Source organism: Microcoleus sp. K1-B1, from assembly GCF_036704705.1.
Taxonomy (GTDB): domain Bacteria; phylum Cyanobacteriota; class Cyanobacteriia; order Cyanobacteriales; family Microcoleaceae; genus Microcoleus.
This window is the reverse complement of the sequence record NZ_JAUBSH010000028.1, coordinates 40,601-57,605: the sequence shown is the minus strand read 5'-3', so window position 1 is coordinate 57,605 and position 17,005 is coordinate 40,601. Positions and strand designations below refer to the sequence as shown.

At 47.4% G+C, this 17,005-nt stretch carries 14 protein-coding genes; 10 read left to right on the top strand and 4 right to left on the bottom strand.

Features of this window, described 5'->3' with window-relative positions:
- The first annotated feature begins 395 nt into the window (after positions 1-395).
- The gene (gene chlP / locus QUA83_RS13025) at positions 396-1,616 is read left to right on the top strand and encodes a geranylgeranyl reductase (protein ID WP_333293558.1); all 1,221 of its coding nucleotides are present in this window, start codon (positions 396-398) and stop codon (positions 1,614-1,616) included.
- A gap of 125 nt (positions 1,617-1,741) precedes the next feature.
- On the opposite strand, the gene QUA83_RS13020 is transcribed toward chlP, so the two are convergent.
- Positions 1,742-2,284: a Dps family protein gene (locus QUA83_RS13020; RefSeq protein WP_333293557.1), complete on the bottom strand. Its 543-nt coding sequence runs from the start codon at positions 2,282-2,284 to the stop codon at positions 1,742-1,744.
- A 355-nt stretch (positions 2,285-2,639) separates the two neighbouring features.
- Here QUA83_RS13020 and QUA83_RS13015 point away from each other — a divergent pair, with 355 nt between their 5' ends.
- The 3 genes from QUA83_RS13015 to QUA83_RS13005 all read left to right on the top strand — a co-directional run bounded on the left by QUA83_RS13015 (position 2,640) and on the right by QUA83_RS13005 (position 5,605).
- Positions 2,640-2,885 (top strand): Asr1405/Asl0597 family protein, encoded by a 246-nt coding sequence (locus tag QUA83_RS13015; protein WP_333293556.1) that lies wholly within the window; start codon positions 2,640-2,642, stop codon positions 2,883-2,885.
- 73 nt (positions 2,886-2,958) lie between these two features.
- On the top strand, positions 2,959-3,621 hold the full coding sequence (locus tag QUA83_RS13010) for a (2Fe-2S) ferredoxin domain-containing protein (protein WP_333293555.1): 663 nt from the start codon (positions 2,959-2,961) through the stop codon (positions 3,619-3,621).
- Between the two features lie 649 nt (positions 3,622-4,270).
- Positions 4,271-5,605: a hypothetical protein gene (locus QUA83_RS13005; protein ID WP_333293554.1), complete on the top strand. Its 1,335-nt coding sequence runs from the start codon at positions 4,271-4,273 to the stop codon at positions 5,603-5,605.
- 159 nt (positions 5,606-5,764) lie between these two features.
- Here QUA83_RS13005 and QUA83_RS13000 read toward each other — a convergent pair whose 3' ends face one another.
- Positions 5,765-7,927, bottom strand: a complete 2,163-nt coding sequence (locus QUA83_RS13000) for a flavin-dependent dehydrogenase (RefSeq protein ID WP_333293553.1) — start codon at positions 7,925-7,927, stop codon at positions 5,765-5,767.
- 193 nt (positions 7,928-8,120) lie between these two features.
- Here QUA83_RS13000 and QUA83_RS12995 point away from each other — a divergent pair, with 193 nt between their 5' ends.
- Together QUA83_RS12995 and QUA83_RS12990 are read left to right on the top strand one after the other, a co-directional pair.
- Positions 8,121-8,354 (top strand): hypothetical protein, encoded by a 234-nt coding sequence (locus QUA83_RS12995; protein WP_190662685.1) that lies wholly within the window; start codon positions 8,121-8,123, stop codon positions 8,352-8,354.
- 46 nt (positions 8,355-8,400) lie between these two features.
- Entirely contained in the window at positions 8,401-8,964 is a 564-nt protein-coding gene (locus tag QUA83_RS12990; protein WP_333229874.1) for a Uma2 family endonuclease, read from the top strand.
- Between the two features lie 341 nt (positions 8,965-9,305).
- Here QUA83_RS12990 and QUA83_RS12985 read toward each other — a convergent pair whose 3' ends face one another.
- On the bottom strand, positions 9,306-10,385 hold the full coding sequence (locus QUA83_RS12985; RefSeq protein ID WP_333293552.1) for a M23 family metallopeptidase: 1,080 nt from the start codon (positions 10,383-10,385) through the stop codon (positions 9,306-9,308).
- A gap of 160 nt (positions 10,386-10,545) precedes the next feature.
- Here QUA83_RS12985 and QUA83_RS12980 point away from each other — a divergent pair, with 160 nt between their 5' ends.
- A complete protein-coding gene (locus tag QUA83_RS12980; protein ID WP_333293551.1) occupies positions 10,546-11,247 on the top strand; it encodes a phosphatase PAP2 family protein in 702 nt (233 codons plus the stop codon).
- 11 nt (positions 11,248-11,258) lie between these two features.
- Here QUA83_RS12980 and QUA83_RS12975 read toward each other — a convergent pair whose 3' ends face one another.
- Positions 11,259-12,143: an aspartoacylase gene (locus tag QUA83_RS12975; protein ID WP_333293550.1), complete on the bottom strand. Its 885-nt coding sequence runs from the start codon at positions 12,141-12,143 to the stop codon at positions 11,259-11,261.
- A 271-nt stretch (positions 12,144-12,414) separates the two neighbouring features.
- On the opposite strand from QUA83_RS12975, the gene QUA83_RS12970 reads away from it, so the two are divergent.
- The 3 genes from QUA83_RS12970 (at position 12,415) to QUA83_RS12960 (ending at position 16,967) form a co-directional block, all read left to right on the top strand.
- Positions 12,415-12,753, top strand: a complete 339-nt coding sequence (locus QUA83_RS12970; RefSeq protein WP_190735861.1) for a DUF433 domain-containing protein — start codon at positions 12,415-12,417, stop codon at positions 12,751-12,753.
- Positions 12,754-12,774: 21 nt separating this feature from the next.
- Positions 12,775-13,119, top strand: a complete 345-nt coding sequence (locus QUA83_RS12965) for a DUF5615 family PIN-like protein (protein WP_333293549.1) — start codon at positions 12,775-12,777, stop codon at positions 13,117-13,119.
- A 422-nt stretch (positions 13,120-13,541) separates the two neighbouring features.
- On the top strand, positions 13,542-16,967 hold the full coding sequence (locus QUA83_RS12960; RefSeq protein WP_333293548.1) for a leucine-rich repeat protein: 3,426 nt from the start codon (positions 13,542-13,544) through the stop codon (positions 16,965-16,967).
- Positions 16,968-17,005: the final 38 nt, after the last annotated feature.

Below are 17,005 nucleotides of genomic sequence, written 5' to 3'. Positions count from 1 at the left end.
GGCGGGCAAGATGCCCAACCCCTACTCCCCACAAGCAGAAAATTTATCTGTTGTGGAACAGGCCCGAAAGCCTGTTCCTATCAGGGCGGGCAAGATGCCCAACCCCTACTCCCCACAAGCAGAAAATTCATTCTTTGTGGAACAGACCGGAAAGCCTGTTCTTAGAAAATAGGGCAAAATGTTCGATCGCACATCACCGTCCATCTACCTTCATCTACACGGAAAGATTTAAGATATTCGATCGCACCCCTCGCCCGAAACCCGATTTTCGTATCGAACTGTTAAGCTCTGTTTCATTTCATTGAAATCTCCCCAGCTTCACCCCACCGCATCCAAACTCCGTGATACCATCACACCTGAGTAATGCCTATAGAAAAAAACTGGAGAGAAAAGCTTTGACACTAAGGGTTGCAGTAGTAGGTTCAGGCCCTGCGGGTTCTTCCGCCGCCGAAACATTGGTAAAAGCAGGCATCGAAACATACCTATTCGAGCGTAAATTAGACAACGCCAAACCCTGCGGTGGGGCGATTCCCCTGTGCATGGTCAGCGAATTTGACTTGCCGCAAAGTATTATTGACCGCCAAGTCAGAAAAATGAAAATGATCTCCCCCTCCAACGTCGAGGTGGACATCAATATTGAAAACGCACATGAATACATCGGTATGTGCCGCCGCGAAGTGCTCGACGGCTTCCTGCGCGATCGGGCAGCTTCGTTGGGTGCAAAATTGATTAACGGCACCGTTCACAAATTAGAAATTCCCGGCAACAATACAGACCCCTACACTCTCCACTATGCCGACCACTCCGACGGCAGCGCAATGGGAATTCAGAAAACTCTGAAGGTGGATTTGGTAATCGGGGCTGACGGCGCTAACTCCCGCGTAGCAAAGGCGATCGACGCTGGTGATTACAATTATGCGATCGCCTTCCAAGAGCGCATCCGCCTGCCAGAAGATAAAATGGCTTACTACGAAGACTTAGCCGAAATGTACGTCGGCGACGACGTATCTACCGACTTCTACGCTTGGGTGTTCCCCAAATACGACCACGTAGCCGTCGGTACCGGCACGATGAAAGTCAATCAAGCCAGCATCAAAAAGCTGCAAGCAGGAGTCCGCGCCCGCGCTGCCAAAAAACTGATGGGCGGTGAGATTATTAAAGTGGAAGCTCACCCAATTCCGGAACATCCGCGTCCCCGCCGGGTTGTCGGCCGAGTTGCTCTCGTAGGCGACGCTGCAGGTTACGTTACCAAGTCTTCCGGCGAAGGTATCTATTTTGCTGCCAAGTCTGGCCGGATGTGCGCCGAAACTATTGTGGAGATTTCCAATAAAGGCGCGCGCATTCCGACTGAAGAGGAAATTAAGATTTACCTGAAGCGGTGGGATAAAGCCTACGGCATTACTTACAAAGTTCTCGACATTTTGCAGCGCGTGTTCTACCGTTCCGACGCTACTCGCGAAGCTTTTGTGGAAATGTGTGCCGATCGCGACGTGCAGAAGCTCACATTCGATAGCTACTTGTATAAGACAGTAGTACCAGCAAATCCTTTCATCCAGATGAAGATTACTGCGAAAACCATTGGTAGCTTGTTACGGGGCAACGCTTTAGCGCCTTAATTCTGGGCGGATAAACGCACTTTGTATAAAAAAAGCGGGCAGTCACAAAACTGCTCGCTTTTTTTCTCAAAATTCACAGGCGAGACGCCTGTGCCACGTGTGCTAAGGAAGACGAAGAAGAATTGTTAGTTCAAGTTCAACTGCACTAAGGTATCGGGGGCGAGGAAGTGGGAAATGTGATAAGCCCGCTCTTCTGTTTTTAGCAGGATTTTTTCGTAGAGGTAGCGCGTAGCTCGATCGCCCAAACTTTCTGCTTGTCCTGCTTGACGGCGCAGCAAACCTATAATAGCTTGTTCCGCTGTCAAATCGTGTTCTAGCATTTGGCGACAGGAATACACGCCGTCTGCTTCCGGCTCGAAACAGCACAACTCAGCTAACTTGCTAAAACCCGCTGCTGGTATGCCACCCAACCCGTTTAACCGTTCGCCCAACTCGTGGACGCTATCTTGAGCTTCTCCGTAGCTTTCTTCAAAGAATTTGTGCAAGGAGTAAAATTCTGCCCCTTCCACCACAAAATGATGTTTTTGATATTGCAGGTATAGAGCCTGAAAACTGGCCAGCAGCGCGTTCATCCCTTCACAAATCGGTGCTGTGACTGAATGTTCCAGTAGAACTGGGTTTTCGGCTATGTGCCCAAACGGTCTCAATGCACTCTGAGTCTCAGCCATGTGTGTTCTCCTCTCAATAGGCAGTTTTGTTGCCAATAGAGTCAGTCTAGCACCGTAAATTTACCCGTCAAGCAGTGTCTGCCTCGATAGTGGAAGATTTTGTAGAGTAGGAAATTTTTTTTGTAAACCTATTGAGAATTATTAGCAGTTGGGTTATGCTGGAACAAGATCCTCGTTCTGAACGCTTCCTGAAAGTGGGGCGAACCTTCTGAAGGCAGAAGGCAGAAGGCAAAAGGCAGAATTTTTCAGGAAGGGCTTTTGATCATCTTTGATGCTCTGCTGAAATCTGGCTTTTAACTTCTACCCGCTACCATTCAGGGTAAAAATTAATGCAAATTATTACTGTTGTTAAAAAATGAATCCAGCAGATCCAGAATTAGAAGTTTGTGACATTGTGCAAGTTAGTTGGCTAGATAGGTGGCAAGTTTACAAACGCTTGCAAGAACTAGAAATTCCCTGCTGGTGTGCGGTTGACCAACCTTTGCGGGCAAAAGTCAACAATGTTAAACAAGCGGCTCAGTTAATGAGCGTGTTGAGGCAAGTCAGTGCCCCTCGATGCGAACTGGTGCAGTGGCTGGAATACTGCTGGCAAAGGGGCTAAAGGTAGAAGGAAGTTCGGCAACGAGCAGTGTAGAAGATGTAACTGATGTAACGGATTTAAAGGAGTTATAACAATGTATAAGTCTGGCAAGCAAGTTTCCGAATTCAACTTAGAGGGAGAAATCCTCGGCCTGATTATTGAAGATGGCTGCAAACTTAAATATTTGCGAATTAGTAGCGATCGCGGAGTAGAATATCTTGTTAAACTTTGCAAGGAATTGCGCGCATTTCTGTCGCCTATTTTGACACCTGGGTTGAGAGTTCAAGTTGCAGGTGAGAAAGAACTAAACTTGAAAAACGGTAAAATAAAACTTAAAGCTCGTAGCCTCAAGCTGGCTCAGGGTCACAATGACCGATCGCACGAACTCCTTGACTCCACCAATGGGCCTGTTGCGGTATTGACATCGGACGATCGCGCGATCGCTAAAACCGAAGTCAGCTCTCCCACAGCAGCTAAAACTGTAAAAGCTCCGGCAAAAACCCAAACCAAAATATTAGTATGTCAAAAATCAGAGTGCCTGAAGCGGGGCGCTGGAGGAGTCTGTAAAGCTTTAGAAAATGCTTTGAATGCGCGCGGTTTAGAAGACAAAGTGACAGTACAGGGAACCGGATGTCTCAAACAGTGTAAAGCAGGCCCAAATATAGTTGTGATGCCGGACAAAACTCGCTACAGCCGCATTGCACCGGCAGAAGTTCCAGCAATCATTGACAAACATTGTGCAGTTGTTAAAGCTTAGGCGATCGCCGGGATACCGAAACAGTGCGTTAGATATCGGGAAAAATTATTTTGATAGGACTCTGGGCGAAAAACTCACAGGCCCATCTTACGCCTTAATTTGAGTTCGGGTTGTAGTTCGATCGATCGCGCCACTCGATTCAGAGGTTATGGTCGCAAAAAACCGGAAAAATGCCAAAACTATCACCAAAAAATTGGGTTTGAAGCCCCGTCTTTCTAGGACGGCTTTAATTATAAAACTTTGTTAAAAGATCTAATAAATTCTAAGCTAAAGTTGAGAATTTAGACAGGCAAGTAAGAACAACCATCTACGTGTTGAAACGATTTCATAAGGTGAAACTCCTGGGTTGGATCGCTACTCGGCAATGCCGAGCCTGTCCAAACACGTAATAGTGAGTCGTTGAGCGTACCTAACTGGATTATTGATGGAATCAGAAAGCAATCTAAAAACAAAAGTAAGCGCAACAGCAATACTTCTGGTGCCAGTAGTTGTTTCGAGCGTGTAGATGCGATTTGACAGCGCATTTAAGACTTAAGTCTTAAGAATCTCCGTGGCTTTAGCCCGAAGAGTGTCAATTAGGGGCTTCCTTCTGTAGAATCTCTAAGGATAGACTGTATCTGAGACCCTGTGAGTATTGGGATAAAAAGCCATGTCAGAAGCTGATCTTCGAGCCCATCAGCACCAACCGCACCCTGCTGTTCCATCCGATACCGAACCATTTCATTCAGATTTTGCTGCTACTGGGGGTTTTGAGCCGATCGCCCCCGATGCAACAGACACTCCCGCAACGGTTCCCCAACAGCCAGAAGAAGACTGGCAAACAGTAGATTTTCCCAACGCCATCAGCGTAGATGCAATTCCCACAAAACCGGAAACAAAAAATTCGCAATCTCCGACACAGCCGGCGGAGGCGGGATCGCCCCCGATTTCAGACAATCTAAAAAATATGCTTGGGAATGCCGAACAGGCCAAGGGCAAAGGATCGACCCCAGTCACCCTTATGCAAGCGCTGCACGAATGCAACCGCGACCTTTTGCAGCGCATCGCCCAGCTAGAAACAGCTCTGGAAGAGTCCCAAAAAACCTTGCAGAATCGCGAAACTTTGCTAGAACAGCGGACTGCAGAACTCGAAAATGCTCAAGAACAATTGACGCGGCTGTTTGGCAAAGTGGAAGTTTCCCATCAAACCCTCCAAAGTCAAGAAATTTTAGTCGAAAGTTTAAGAAATCAGTTGGCAACCAGCCAACTCAGGCTAGCGACTGTTGAGCGAGAATGTGCGTCTACTGTGCAGCGCTACAACGAACAGTTACACCAGTTAGTAGCCACAGAAAATATTTGCAGGGAATTGCGAGCTCGCTTGCACCGCCAGCAGCGCCACACTCTGCAATTCAAAGCTGCCTTGGAAAGAAGTTTGGACAGACCGCAGGTAAAGTCGCCGAAGATCGAGCCGCCTGACAATAATCTGGACACCGCCAGCGCACAATTAGAATCTTTGCTCGCGGCGGTCAAAAGCTCTCAGATGCCGGTGCCGCCAGCCTTCAACGCTTCCCCTGTCCAACCTTGGTCGGAATCAGAAGAGCTTCCAGAGGTTGCCGCTGCTGTTGAGGCGATCGAGCCTGAAGTCCCAGCCACCAATCTGGAACTCAACAAATTAGCCGAAGTATCCGGCATTCAATTACAGAAGAGCGAAACCTACCAACCTGATGAGCCGGCAACAGACTCGGCCGAACCGGTTGCGGAACCTGAACTGCCGATGGCTGAGTCTGAACCCGAAACTGCTACCAAAGTGGAGGCCCAAGAATTGGCTAGGGCTTTTCAAATTTTGAACTCTGTTGAAACCTTTGGCATTCAAGAAGTGCGATCGAGTCTGGCAAAACCTACAGCAGTCGCCCAACCAGACTGGCTGAGCTTGATTGCCAGTCCGCTGCGGGCTTCTAAAAAACGTCGATCGCTAGCTGAAATTGAATTGCCGAGTTTTCGATAGCGAACTGATATCATTTCCGGTAACACCGGAATGATGTTGACGGTTGACGGTTGACAGTAAACAGTCAACAGTGAACAGTCAACAGTGAACTCCAATTTACTATTCCGATGCTAACGGATTGGATATGAGAGTTGCTAGTTTTGAGTCCACACTCAAAACTCAACACTCTTTTCTCCCCTTTCCCATGCCGTAGGTGAGAGCATAGCTGGTAGCCAACAGCCACAGCCAAACAGCCGGATACCGGGGTTCCAACCAAGGCTGTACCCTGCGGGCGAAGCTGGGAAGCCATCCGAACAGCAAACTGGCCAAAGCCAGCAGAGTAAAATTCAAGTAACTTCCCAGCCAGCGCCAAATATCCCCCAAGGTGACAAAATCTAAAATCCACAAGAGGAGAGAAGGGTTTTTCCCTGCTGCTTCGATCGCCAGTCGATTGAAAGTTAGCCAGTCGGTTCTGTCTTTAATAAAAGTTTCGGCTACAGCGAGTTTTTGTGCGGCCAAAATACCGAAAAAGGTATTGAGAATTGAATTAATTCTTTGGGGTGGCAAACTGCTTCCGGTAGGAACCATCATGCCTTTAGAAAATAGCCAAGTTACTGAAACATTGCTCTGGTAGGCGCGAATTTGGTTTAAGTGATTTGCCGTCAACAAATTGTGCTTTAAAGCTGTATCCAACAGGTCTGTTAAGCGGAAAAGATTGCGGACGAGGGAGCCGAAGCCTGTGAAAACGAGGGGAGATTGCAGAGATGCTGCGTCGCCGATCGAGACTAGGCGATCGATCGCCACGGAGCGATCACCGCTGTTGCTGCTAAAATGCCCCGGAATATAACCAAAGGTCGGTTTTTTCCACACCAATTTATCGACATCGCAGCGACGGTATTCCGGCAAAATTGCGAAAAAATCCTCGTACATTTCCAGCAAAGAACCGGGGTTCTCTGGATGTACTTGGTGGTAGTGAAATAGATAAACTGTCAGTTCTGTGCCGGCGCCAGGAAACAACTCCCAAATGAGCTGGCGTCCGCGGGAAACGTCCCCGTGAGTGTGGAGTACATCCCCGTACTCGGAATCCCATACTCCCGGCTCAAATCCTCCGTCGATGACTGCTCCCACTGTCGGACAAACGCTATCAAAAGTCCGCCCTTCGTTCAATTGCCAAGCGATGGGAGAAGCCGAACCCATTGCATCCACCAGCAGCCGTCCTAATGCAGTGCGATCGGCTTTTGTCGGCAAGTGGCGGCCCTGAACTACTACTTTTTCCGCTGCAACATCGGCTCTAACAAAGTCAGTTTCGTCCCAAATTTCTCCACCAGCTTCTGTTAGCTTAACTCCCGCTAAATTTAGCAATTTCTCCCCGTCCAAAGCTACATTGAGTACCTTTGGTGTGTGCAGAACTGGTGCTTGAGCCACGGGCGGATTGTTAGCATCAAAAAACTTGTTGTAGCCATCTTTGTATTCTCTGGCAATCAAAGTTTCTATTTCTGCAGCAGTAAATAAACCCAAATCAATTAAGCTTTGAATTTCATCCCGCGAAATATTCCACTCGCGATTCATTCGCCCGAAAGGCATTCGTTCAACTAGCAGCACCCGGTAGCCCAATCTCGCCATGACTGCGGCGTGAATCACTCCCAAGGCCCCGCCAATATAAATTAAGTCGTAAAAAGTATCGCCAGAATCAGACACCGAAATCGTGTCTTCTTGCTTCTTCCCTCTTCCTTCTTCCCTCTTCCCTCTTCCTTCTTCCTTCTTCCCTGTTCCCTCTTCCTTCAAAAACACAACTTGTTTTGGCGTTTGAGGATTGCGAGTGCCTTCGCGCCAACGCTGTTCCCACCAGTAGACGCGCTTGAGGTCGTATTCGCCTTGAGGCATTTTTTGGAAGTATTTGACGGTCAAGGGGTAATAGGGGGCAAGAGCCTCAAAAATTGACTGTTTGGAGAGGTCTATGACAGGGGGTTCCCGGTAGCGATCGGGAAACTTGTTTCTCACAGCAAGATTCAGAGCTTCCAGGAACTTTCTTTCTCCAGCAGGCGCCTCTTCTAGACGAAAGACTTTTAAATAAGTGGTGCGTTGCAATGACCAGACAAAAGTGGAAAGTTCTGTCGATCGCCAATTTGGGTTTCCTGAATTGGGGTCAGCGAAAGGGGGTTTGGGATTGGCATTTTGAGTTCCAGGCTTGAGAACCTCGGCTGTTGTGGCTGGTGAAAGCAGGCGAAAGCCGTCAGCAGTAATAATTTTTTCTCCGATTCCGGGATCGAATTCGTGCTGCAACCAAGTGCAGACGGCTGCTGTATCCGGTGTCGGGACTTCTAGATAAAGAATTTCTTGCATGATTAGGCTCTCAATTCTGAATAAATTAATAAAGATGGGGGAGTTGACAAGGGAGCAAAGTAGGCTATACTCCCGAATACTTATTGAGTTTTAAATAAGTTTACAATGTTCTCAGATTTTTAGGTTTTCGATCGCTCTTGCTCTCGGTTGGCCCGCACTGGCTGAATATCTACTCCTTTCGGTATGCACTTCTATGAATTATCCCATTCCTACGAATCCTCAAGAAATGATTGCTTTGCGACAGCAGCCGCTGAATGAAGAATTGGTGGCGTCGGCGATCGCGGGTGTGATTCAAATAGCTCGATCGCGATCTCAGTCTTTGGATGAATTGAAGGCTGAGGTACTCGCCGATGACAATCTGCTCGATTTTGCTCAGAGGCTATGGCTGAGCGACATTGTGGCTCAAGCTTGGAACAATTTGCCTTAGACTAGACTGCTGCTCAAAGATCTACTTCATTAGAGGAGGACTTAAAATGGTACAAACAAGATTAAAATCCTTAACTTTAGAAGAGTTTCTCCAACTACCCGAAACCAAACCGGCCAGCGAATACATTGACAATCAAATTATTCAGAAGCCCATGCCCCAAGGAAAACACAGTGCGACTCAATGCGAACTAATTATTTTCATTAACGCTATATTAAAACCCAAAAAAGTTGCACGAGCATTTCCAGAACTCCGGTGTACCTTTGGTGGCAGGTCAACAGTTCCTGATGTTTCAGTATTTGTCTGGAACAGAATTCCCGCCGATGATAACGGCGAAATTGCTAATGTCTTTCCCATAGCTCCTGATTGGACAATTGAGATTTTGTCGCCAGAACAAAGTCAAACTAAAGTTACTAAAAATATTCTGCACTGCTTAAATCATCAAACTCAAATGGGCTGGCTGATCGATCCCGACGAACAATGCGTTTTTGTTTATGTTCCCCAGCAACAGACAGCAGTATTTGATGAACCAGAAATGCTGCTACCTGTGCCGTCCTTCGCTAACGAACTGCGGTTGAGTGTCGGAGAATTATTTGGCTGGCTGCTGAAATAATCTTCGGAAGGAAGAAGGAAGTTCGGCAACGGATTCGCTCGACGGATTTAACGGATGTAACGGAGGTCAATCGATTTTAGATTTGAGATTTTAGATTAAAGAATTGAAGCATTGACCCCACGGATAAATTCGGGGGGCAAGTTTCTCAGATACAGGTTTTTTATTTCTGGGTCCTGAGTCTGCTTTCGGAATGAATCCGGGGGCTTGTATCCTGGATGCTTTCGGTCAGGAAGACCGAAGTTGGAAGAAGGAAGAGAGTGATTTTGACACGGATACACGGATTAAATACTGCGAACAGTCAACCGTCAACCGTCAACCGTCAACCGTCAACCGTCAACGGACTAACGCAACTCAACTTCTCGCTTTACTTCTGTCAAAACTCGATCGCCCCGCGTCAACCGGTATTCGGCCCGCCAAACTCCGGAAATCAGAGGAGAATTTGTACTGTTTCTTTTGCCGACATAACCCAACCAAGTACGGCTGGGGGCTTTAATTTCATTGGTTTGATCGGCGATGGTTGTGCCGTTGGGTGCAAATAATTTGTATTGTTCGCGATCGCCCTTGAGCACTCCGTAACTTTGCACCCAAAACAACAAAGCTGGACTGTTTGCAGGGAGTTGAGTCTCGGAAAATTGTCCTTCCCAGACAGCGTTGATATCGGGTGGCTTATTGGCAAAACCGGCCCGAATTAAACCTGTGGAAATATAGTCTAGAGGTTTGTCCCAAATGGGATTGCGGGCGATGTTGCAGCCTACCTTCGCGTCGGGCCCGACAAAGGGATCTACGGGTTTGCCTTGATAGCGAAAAGTTACGTGTACGTGGGGGAAAGATGCCATCCCAGAGTTTCCCACCATGCCCAAAACAGTGCCTTTTTCTACCTGTGTACCCGGTTTGACGGCAACGCTGCCTTTGCGGAGGTGGCAATATTGGGCTTCCCAGCCTGCGCCGTGGTCGATTACCATGCCGTTGCCGCATTCTGTGCCTGCGATGCTGGCTTTGTCTGTCTCGTTTTGTAAACGCCGATCGACCACACCATCTCGTGCTCGCAAAACTTTGCCTGCTGCGGAGGCAATAACTGGCACTCCTTTTGCCATTGCTTTGGCGTCGGGAATGGCAAAGTCTGTGCCGTCGTGGCCGTCGTAGGTTTGGCGCCCGCAGCCAAAATCGACGGCGGTGGGGCCGGGTTCTCGATCGAAATACAGCAATACAAAACAGTCTTTGCCTAGGGTACAGTCGATCGGCTGACCGAATTGCGGGTTGTTGGGCTTTTGGGCGACTGCGGTCGAAACGAGACGCTGGGCGATCGTGTTTGCTTCGGCGATCGGCGCATTGACTCCTGTTTGATTATCACAGCTAGAAAGACTTGTCAACCCCAAGGTCAACAAAATTGCAGAAATGTATTTTGTGGAGAGTATAGTCATTCGCCGATTGGATGTAAAAGCTGAGGTGGGTAGTGAAAAATCAATTAATCATTCAGAATAGAGTTGCTCAAGAATCTAGACGATTGGTAAGGGGTTTTCGTTTCCAATAGTTGTGGTATTATTTTGAGTTGGAAATTTTAAAATTTTAATTAATTCAAGAATGGGTTCTAAAATTCGATCGCTCATTTCGATAATTCGGCTGGCCGGGCTTGCTGTTGCTGCTTTGGGGATGTGGGGATTTGCCACCATTGCCGAAGACGTGTTGGGAAAACAAAGTTACGCTTTCGATACATCTATTTTACTATATCTCAGGAGCCTTCACACTCCGCTGCGCGATGGAGTAATGCTGGGCTTTACCTTTTTGGGCGAGCCGAAGTTGCTGCTAGTGATTTGTCTGAGCTTGGGTATTGTTTTGCTAGCGCGCAATCACCGCTCGGAAGGTGCAACTATTGCGCTCGCGGCTGGGGGAGCGATCGGTTTAAATTTACTGTTAAAAAAACTTTTTGCCCGCGATCGACCTCAACTTTGGGAGCGCGTTGTTAATGTAACATTTTACAGTTTTCCTAGCGGACACGCGATGATTTCAATGGTTATTTACGGTTTGCTAGGATATTTTTTGGGTGAACGCTTTCCCAAGCAGCGCTGGTCGATTTACAGCTTGACCGTTGTCTTAATTGCTGCTATTGGTTTGAGTCGGCTGTATCTAGGAGTTCACTGGCCTACCGATGTTATTGCTGGTTATACGGCTGGTTTGGTGTGGCTGATTACCTGTATTATTACTTTGGAAATATGGAAGGAATTGCGTTCTTTGACTACGGCTTCTAAAGAGGAGTTTTTGTCACCTGAAAATTCTCAAGAATAATTTTTAAATTTCTACTCAAGACTGACTATTTGCTTTTGGGTAAAACACATAGCAATTCCTTTTTCGTAGTAAGCTGCCTCGTTAATAAAAATTGGATATACGGTTGATTTACCTTCATACAATACCGAGTCACCCTCCAAGGTTAAAAACATCGGATCGCCGGGATTCAGGGCTTGATAATCTCTGAATTGCAGATGAGGATGAATCATTGCCTGAATTTCTCTGTTCTCGTTTCTGGGATAGTCGATCGCCCCAATGGTGTGATAAATAGTCAGGGGATTCTTTGCAGCAGGCATTGTGCCTTGATTGTAGGCTTCTACGCCGTCTAATATCGTACCGACAACTTGCTCAGTTTGCTGAAATAAAGACGCATCTAATACCCCTTGCGGCACTGCACCAACTTCCAGCGTACCGCCTAATTCGGACAGCGATCGCAGCAAAGGACTATCATGATTCTTGGTTGTAGAAGCGAGTACCTTGAGGTGGGGATACACAGAGGTTAAATAAGCTGCTAGTTGCAGGTTAAATGGATGAAGGCTGGCGAGAATCAATGTTAGCCCCATGTTGGATGTGGTGCTGTGCAAATCGATAATTAAGTTGGGCAGATGAGTGTTTTTTGAGCTAAAAATGCGGTAGATTTCTTTTGCCCGCTGCGCTTCATAGCTGGAGAGATGGGGATTTTCTAAATCTTGCTTTCTAAAGCAGCGGTTGAGGTCGATATCGATGTAGCGTGTCCCGATTTCGCAAGCTTTGGGATTGGCTAGCAGGGTGATAGTTTCAAAAGTCGATCGCCCAATTAACTCTGGCGCGCGATCGAATTTCTTCACGAGGTAAATTCCTGTGAGTTCGTTTCCGTGGGTTCCTCCCACTATGGCAACACGTTTAATTTGGTTCATAAACAAATAACTTCCTATCCCAAGCGTATCACCATTTGTCATCAGTTGGTAAAAAACATGAGATTGAGGTTGATTATGTGTTTATATTTAGATTAGGTAAAGTTTTAGTAAGCAGGTATCACACGCAGAACGGAGAAACCCGCTTTCTTTCGGTATTTCTCGTCATTAAATAAAAAAAATACGATCGCCACTGCGAACAAATCGATCGCATTATTGTTTCCGATCAAACCGAATAGTAGAATAGTAGATAGCTAAAAGAGGGATTTTAGATATGGGACTGAATGAGTATTTTGATTTCTTAGCACCGGATGATATTCGCATTAAAGGACATCGCATCGGGATTGAGACGGTACTGTATGAGTATCTTTATCGGGAACGCACCCCAGAAGAAATTCAGCAACTCTATCCATCTCTAACTTTGGCAGAAGTTTATACGACTATTTTGTATTATTTACAGAATCAAGAATCAGTAAGTAGATATTTGCAAGATTGGTTGGAATGGTCGCATCAGCAGCGAAAGATCCAAGTAGCCAATCCCCATCCTGCGACAGAAAGATTGCGAAAATTGAAAGCTGAACGGGAAAGACAATCTGTTATCCAGGGTGCTTGATCGATGGCGCTCAAATATTTAATGGACGAGAATGTTACGCCCATTTATGCTACACAACTTCGGCGAAAACGCCCTGATTTAGTAGTTTGGGCCGTGGGCGAAATTGGTACACCCCCAAAAAGCACTCTCGATCCGGAGATTTTGGTGTGGTGTGAGGAGCATAACTTTATTTTGGTGACAAACAATCGCAAGTCAATGCCCGTACATTTGGTAGATCATCTGGCTCAAGGTGGTCATATTCCAGGGATTTTCGTTTTAAATCAGGATTTAAGTATTGGGCAAAATATTGAGGAATTGATTGTGATTGTTGATGGTTCGTTTGATAACGAATACCAAGATCAGATCGTCCATCTCCCATTAACATAAACAGGACTGATGCGTAGGCCAGAAACCGGATTTTTGCGAGAATATTTGGTGACAGCCGTAGAAAAGGGAAAAAACCCGGTTTCTACGGGTTGTGATGCGTAGGCAAAGTTGGACATGGCAATGATCCTTGGTGTCAACAACCAGGTACAACCAATAGTCCAGCAGTCCGGCAGGGGTTGAAACCCCTGCCTCAAAGCGAAAGTCGTCTGAAGACGACTGAAGAACTCATTAGTCCTCTTTGAGAGGACTTTCGCTATTAGACAGGGAATTCATTCCCTGGCGGACTGTCGGGTGGGCGAGAAGGCTCGGTGGACTGACAGCTTATGTTGTCACACCTTGGTCACTGCCGTGTCCTAATTCCCCCTCCCACCAACCAAAAATTCCTGTCACAATAAAATGAATCCTACCGAGAGAGAAAGGGCATGACGCGAGAGGAAGCAGTGCGGCGAATTGACCAAGCAGCCGAGGAAAAATTGACGGAACTGGATTTGTCGGGGTTGGACTTGGAGGAATTGCCGCCGGAGATTGGCAAGTGTACGCAGCTTGAGACTCTGGTTTTGGGGAAGGTATATCAATCGAGCAGTGTTGGTGGTAAATGGACTCCGCAGCCGATTACGAATCAATTAAGCGCACTGCCGGAGGAAGTGCGATCTCTGGGAAATTTGCGATCGATCGACCTCAGTGGCAATCCATTCGGAACGATACCAGAATTGCTGCTGGAAATGAAGCAATTAAAGAGTTTAAATTTAATCAGTATTGGTTTAACAGAACTTCCAGAGGCGATCGGGCAACTGTCAAATCTGACACAGCTTGACCTCAGTGGCAATCAGATTATACAAATCCCAGATGCGATCGGCAAACTATCAAATTTGACATGGCTGGTCCTCAGAGGCAATCAGATTACCTCCATCCCAGATGCGATAGGGCAAGTGTCGAATCTGACACAGCTTGACCTCAGTTTCAATCAGATTACCTCCATCCCAGATGCGATAGGGCAACTGTCGAATCTGACAGGGCTTGACCTCAGTTTCAATCAGATTACCTCCATCCCAGATGCGATAGGGCAACTGTCGAATATGACACAGCTTGACCTCCGTTGGAATCAGATTACCTCCATCCCAGATGCGCTCGGGCAACTATCGAATCTGACACAGCTTGACCTCCGTGGGAATCAGATTACTTCCATCCCAGATGCGATCGGGCAACTGTCGAATCTGACACAGCTTGACCTCAGTAGCAATCAGATTACCCAAATCCCAGATGCGATCGGCAAACTGTCGAATCTGACATACCTTGACCTCAATAGCAATCAGATTACCCAAATCCCAGATGCGATCGGGCAACTGTCGAATCTGACATACCTTGACCTCATTGACAATCAAATTACCCAAATCCCAGATGCGATCGCCCAACTGTCGAATCTGAAATGGCTTGACCTCAGTGACAATCAAATTACCCAAATCCCAGAGGCGATCGGCCAACTGTCCCATCTGACACACCTTTACCTCTGGAAAAATCAGATTACCCAAATCCCAGATGCGATCGGCCAACTGTCGAATCTGACATTGCTTTATTTCAGTGGCAATCAGATTACAGAAATTCCCGAAGCGATCGGGCAACTGTCGAATCTGACATACCTTGAACTCATTGAGAATCAAATTACACAAATCCCAGATGCGATCGGCCAACTGTCCAATCTGACACAGCTTAACCTCAGAAACAATCAGATTGAAAAGATTCCGGAATGCTTAGAAACACTAGCAAAACTTGAAAAACTCGACCTCCGCGACAATCCCCTGCCCATTTCTCCAGAAGTTCTAGGGCCCCCTAAGTGGAACGAAGCCCCCGGTACTCCCGCCGCCATTTTCAACTACCTGCGCCAACTCCGCAGCGGCGAAGTCCGCCCCCTCAACGAAGCCAAAGTCCTCCTCGTCGGGCAAGGCAGCGTCGGCAAAACCTGCCTGATCAACCGCCTCATCCACAACAAATACAACCCCAACGAGCCCCAAACAGACGGACTCAACATCACAGACTGGAAAATTACAGTTAACACCAAACAGGTCAAACTCAACGTCTGGGACTTCGGCGGACAAGAAATCTACCACGCCACCCACCAATTTTTCCTTACCAAACGCAGCCTCTACCTCCTCGTGTGCAACTGCCGCACCAGCGAAGACGAAAACCGCCTAGAATACTGGCTGAAACTGATCGAAAGCTTCGGCGACGCCTCCCCCGTCATCCTCGTCGGCAACAAATGCGACGAACAACCCCTGGATCTCAACCGCAAAGCCTTGCGCGACAAATATCCCAACATCAAAGCGATTCTCGAAACCTCCTGCCAAAGCGGAACCGGCATCGAGGAACTCCGCAGCGCCATCCACACCGAAATCTCCCAACTCAAAGAAGTCTACGATCTTTTGCCGCTAAGCTGGTTCCAAGTCAAGCAGCGCCTGGAAAACCTGGACAAAGACATCATCAGCATCAGCGAATACGCCACCATCTGCGCCAAAGAAAACATCTTTGAAGAAACCGACCAAACCCAACTCATCGGACTGCTGCACAACCTGGGCATTGTCCTCAACTTCCGCGAACACCCGATCCTGCAATCCACCAACATCCTCAATCCCCACTGGGTGACTGAAGGCATCTATGCCCTCCTCAGCGACGACGCACTCAAAGTCAAAACCAAAGGCATTCTCACCTACGCCGACCTCAGCCGCATCCTCGACTCAAATAAATATCCCAGCCGCCGCTACCACTGCCTCACTGGGTTGATGGAGGAATTTGAACTCTGCTTCCCCGTCAGCCATTGTCCCGCGCCGACTTTCCTCATCCCCGGCATTTTGCCCAAAGAAGAACCGGAAAATACCGAACTCGAAGGCGAAACCCTGGAATTTCAATATCACTACCGCATCCTCCCCGACAGCATTCTCTCGCGTTTCATCGTCCTCATGCACGAGAAAATCCACAACCGCACCCACTGGCGCACGGGGGTTATGCTGGAGTACAGGGAAGGCGCTGAGGTGTACAACATCGCCCGGATTAAATCTGACCCGGAAGATGAGAAAATCTTTATTGCTGTTAGCGGGCGGGAATCGACGCGGCGCTCTTTTCTCAGCATGATCCGCGATACGTTTAGCACAATCCACAACTCTTTTGCGAATCTGGAAATCAGTCAATGGGTGCCGGTTCCGGGTTATCCCGATGCTAACCCGCTGGATTACGAGGAACTGCTGGGACACGAGTCTGAGGGCCAGAATAAATATTTGGTCGGCAAACTTAAACTCTGGCTGGATTTGCGACAGTTGCTGGATGGTTATGAGTCGATCGAAATTCGGCGCAGAAACCAAATGGGCGATGAAAAATACGGAAGAGAATATGACGACCTTGTAGATATCGCTAAACGACTCGCTAGCAAACCCACTAATATTACAGCCGAAGCAAAAGTTATGACTGAAAACTCTTCCAAAACCAACAACTTCAATGGCCCGATGTCCGGTGTTATAGGCAGCGACAACGCGCAAGTTAGCAATAATGAATTCAAGCAAATCAATAATGCCAATACTGCGGAAATTCTCCAATTAATCTCATCAATGCGTGAAACCGCGACGCAGTTTCCCGAAGACATCCGCGAGGGGATAATTATCGATATTGAAGATGTCGAAGCGGAAATTAAGAAACCGGAAAGCCAATGGAATAAAACCAGATTAAAGAAAAGCTTAACAGGTCTTTTAGCGGCGGGTACTGCGATCGCAATTCCGATCGCAGGCATGACTGATTTTGCTAATACGGCGATCGATGTCGGTCAAAAGCTGGGTATCGAACTCAAGCTACCGTCAGGACGCTAAATCATTTAAAATTAAAATGATTGGGGCGATGATCACCC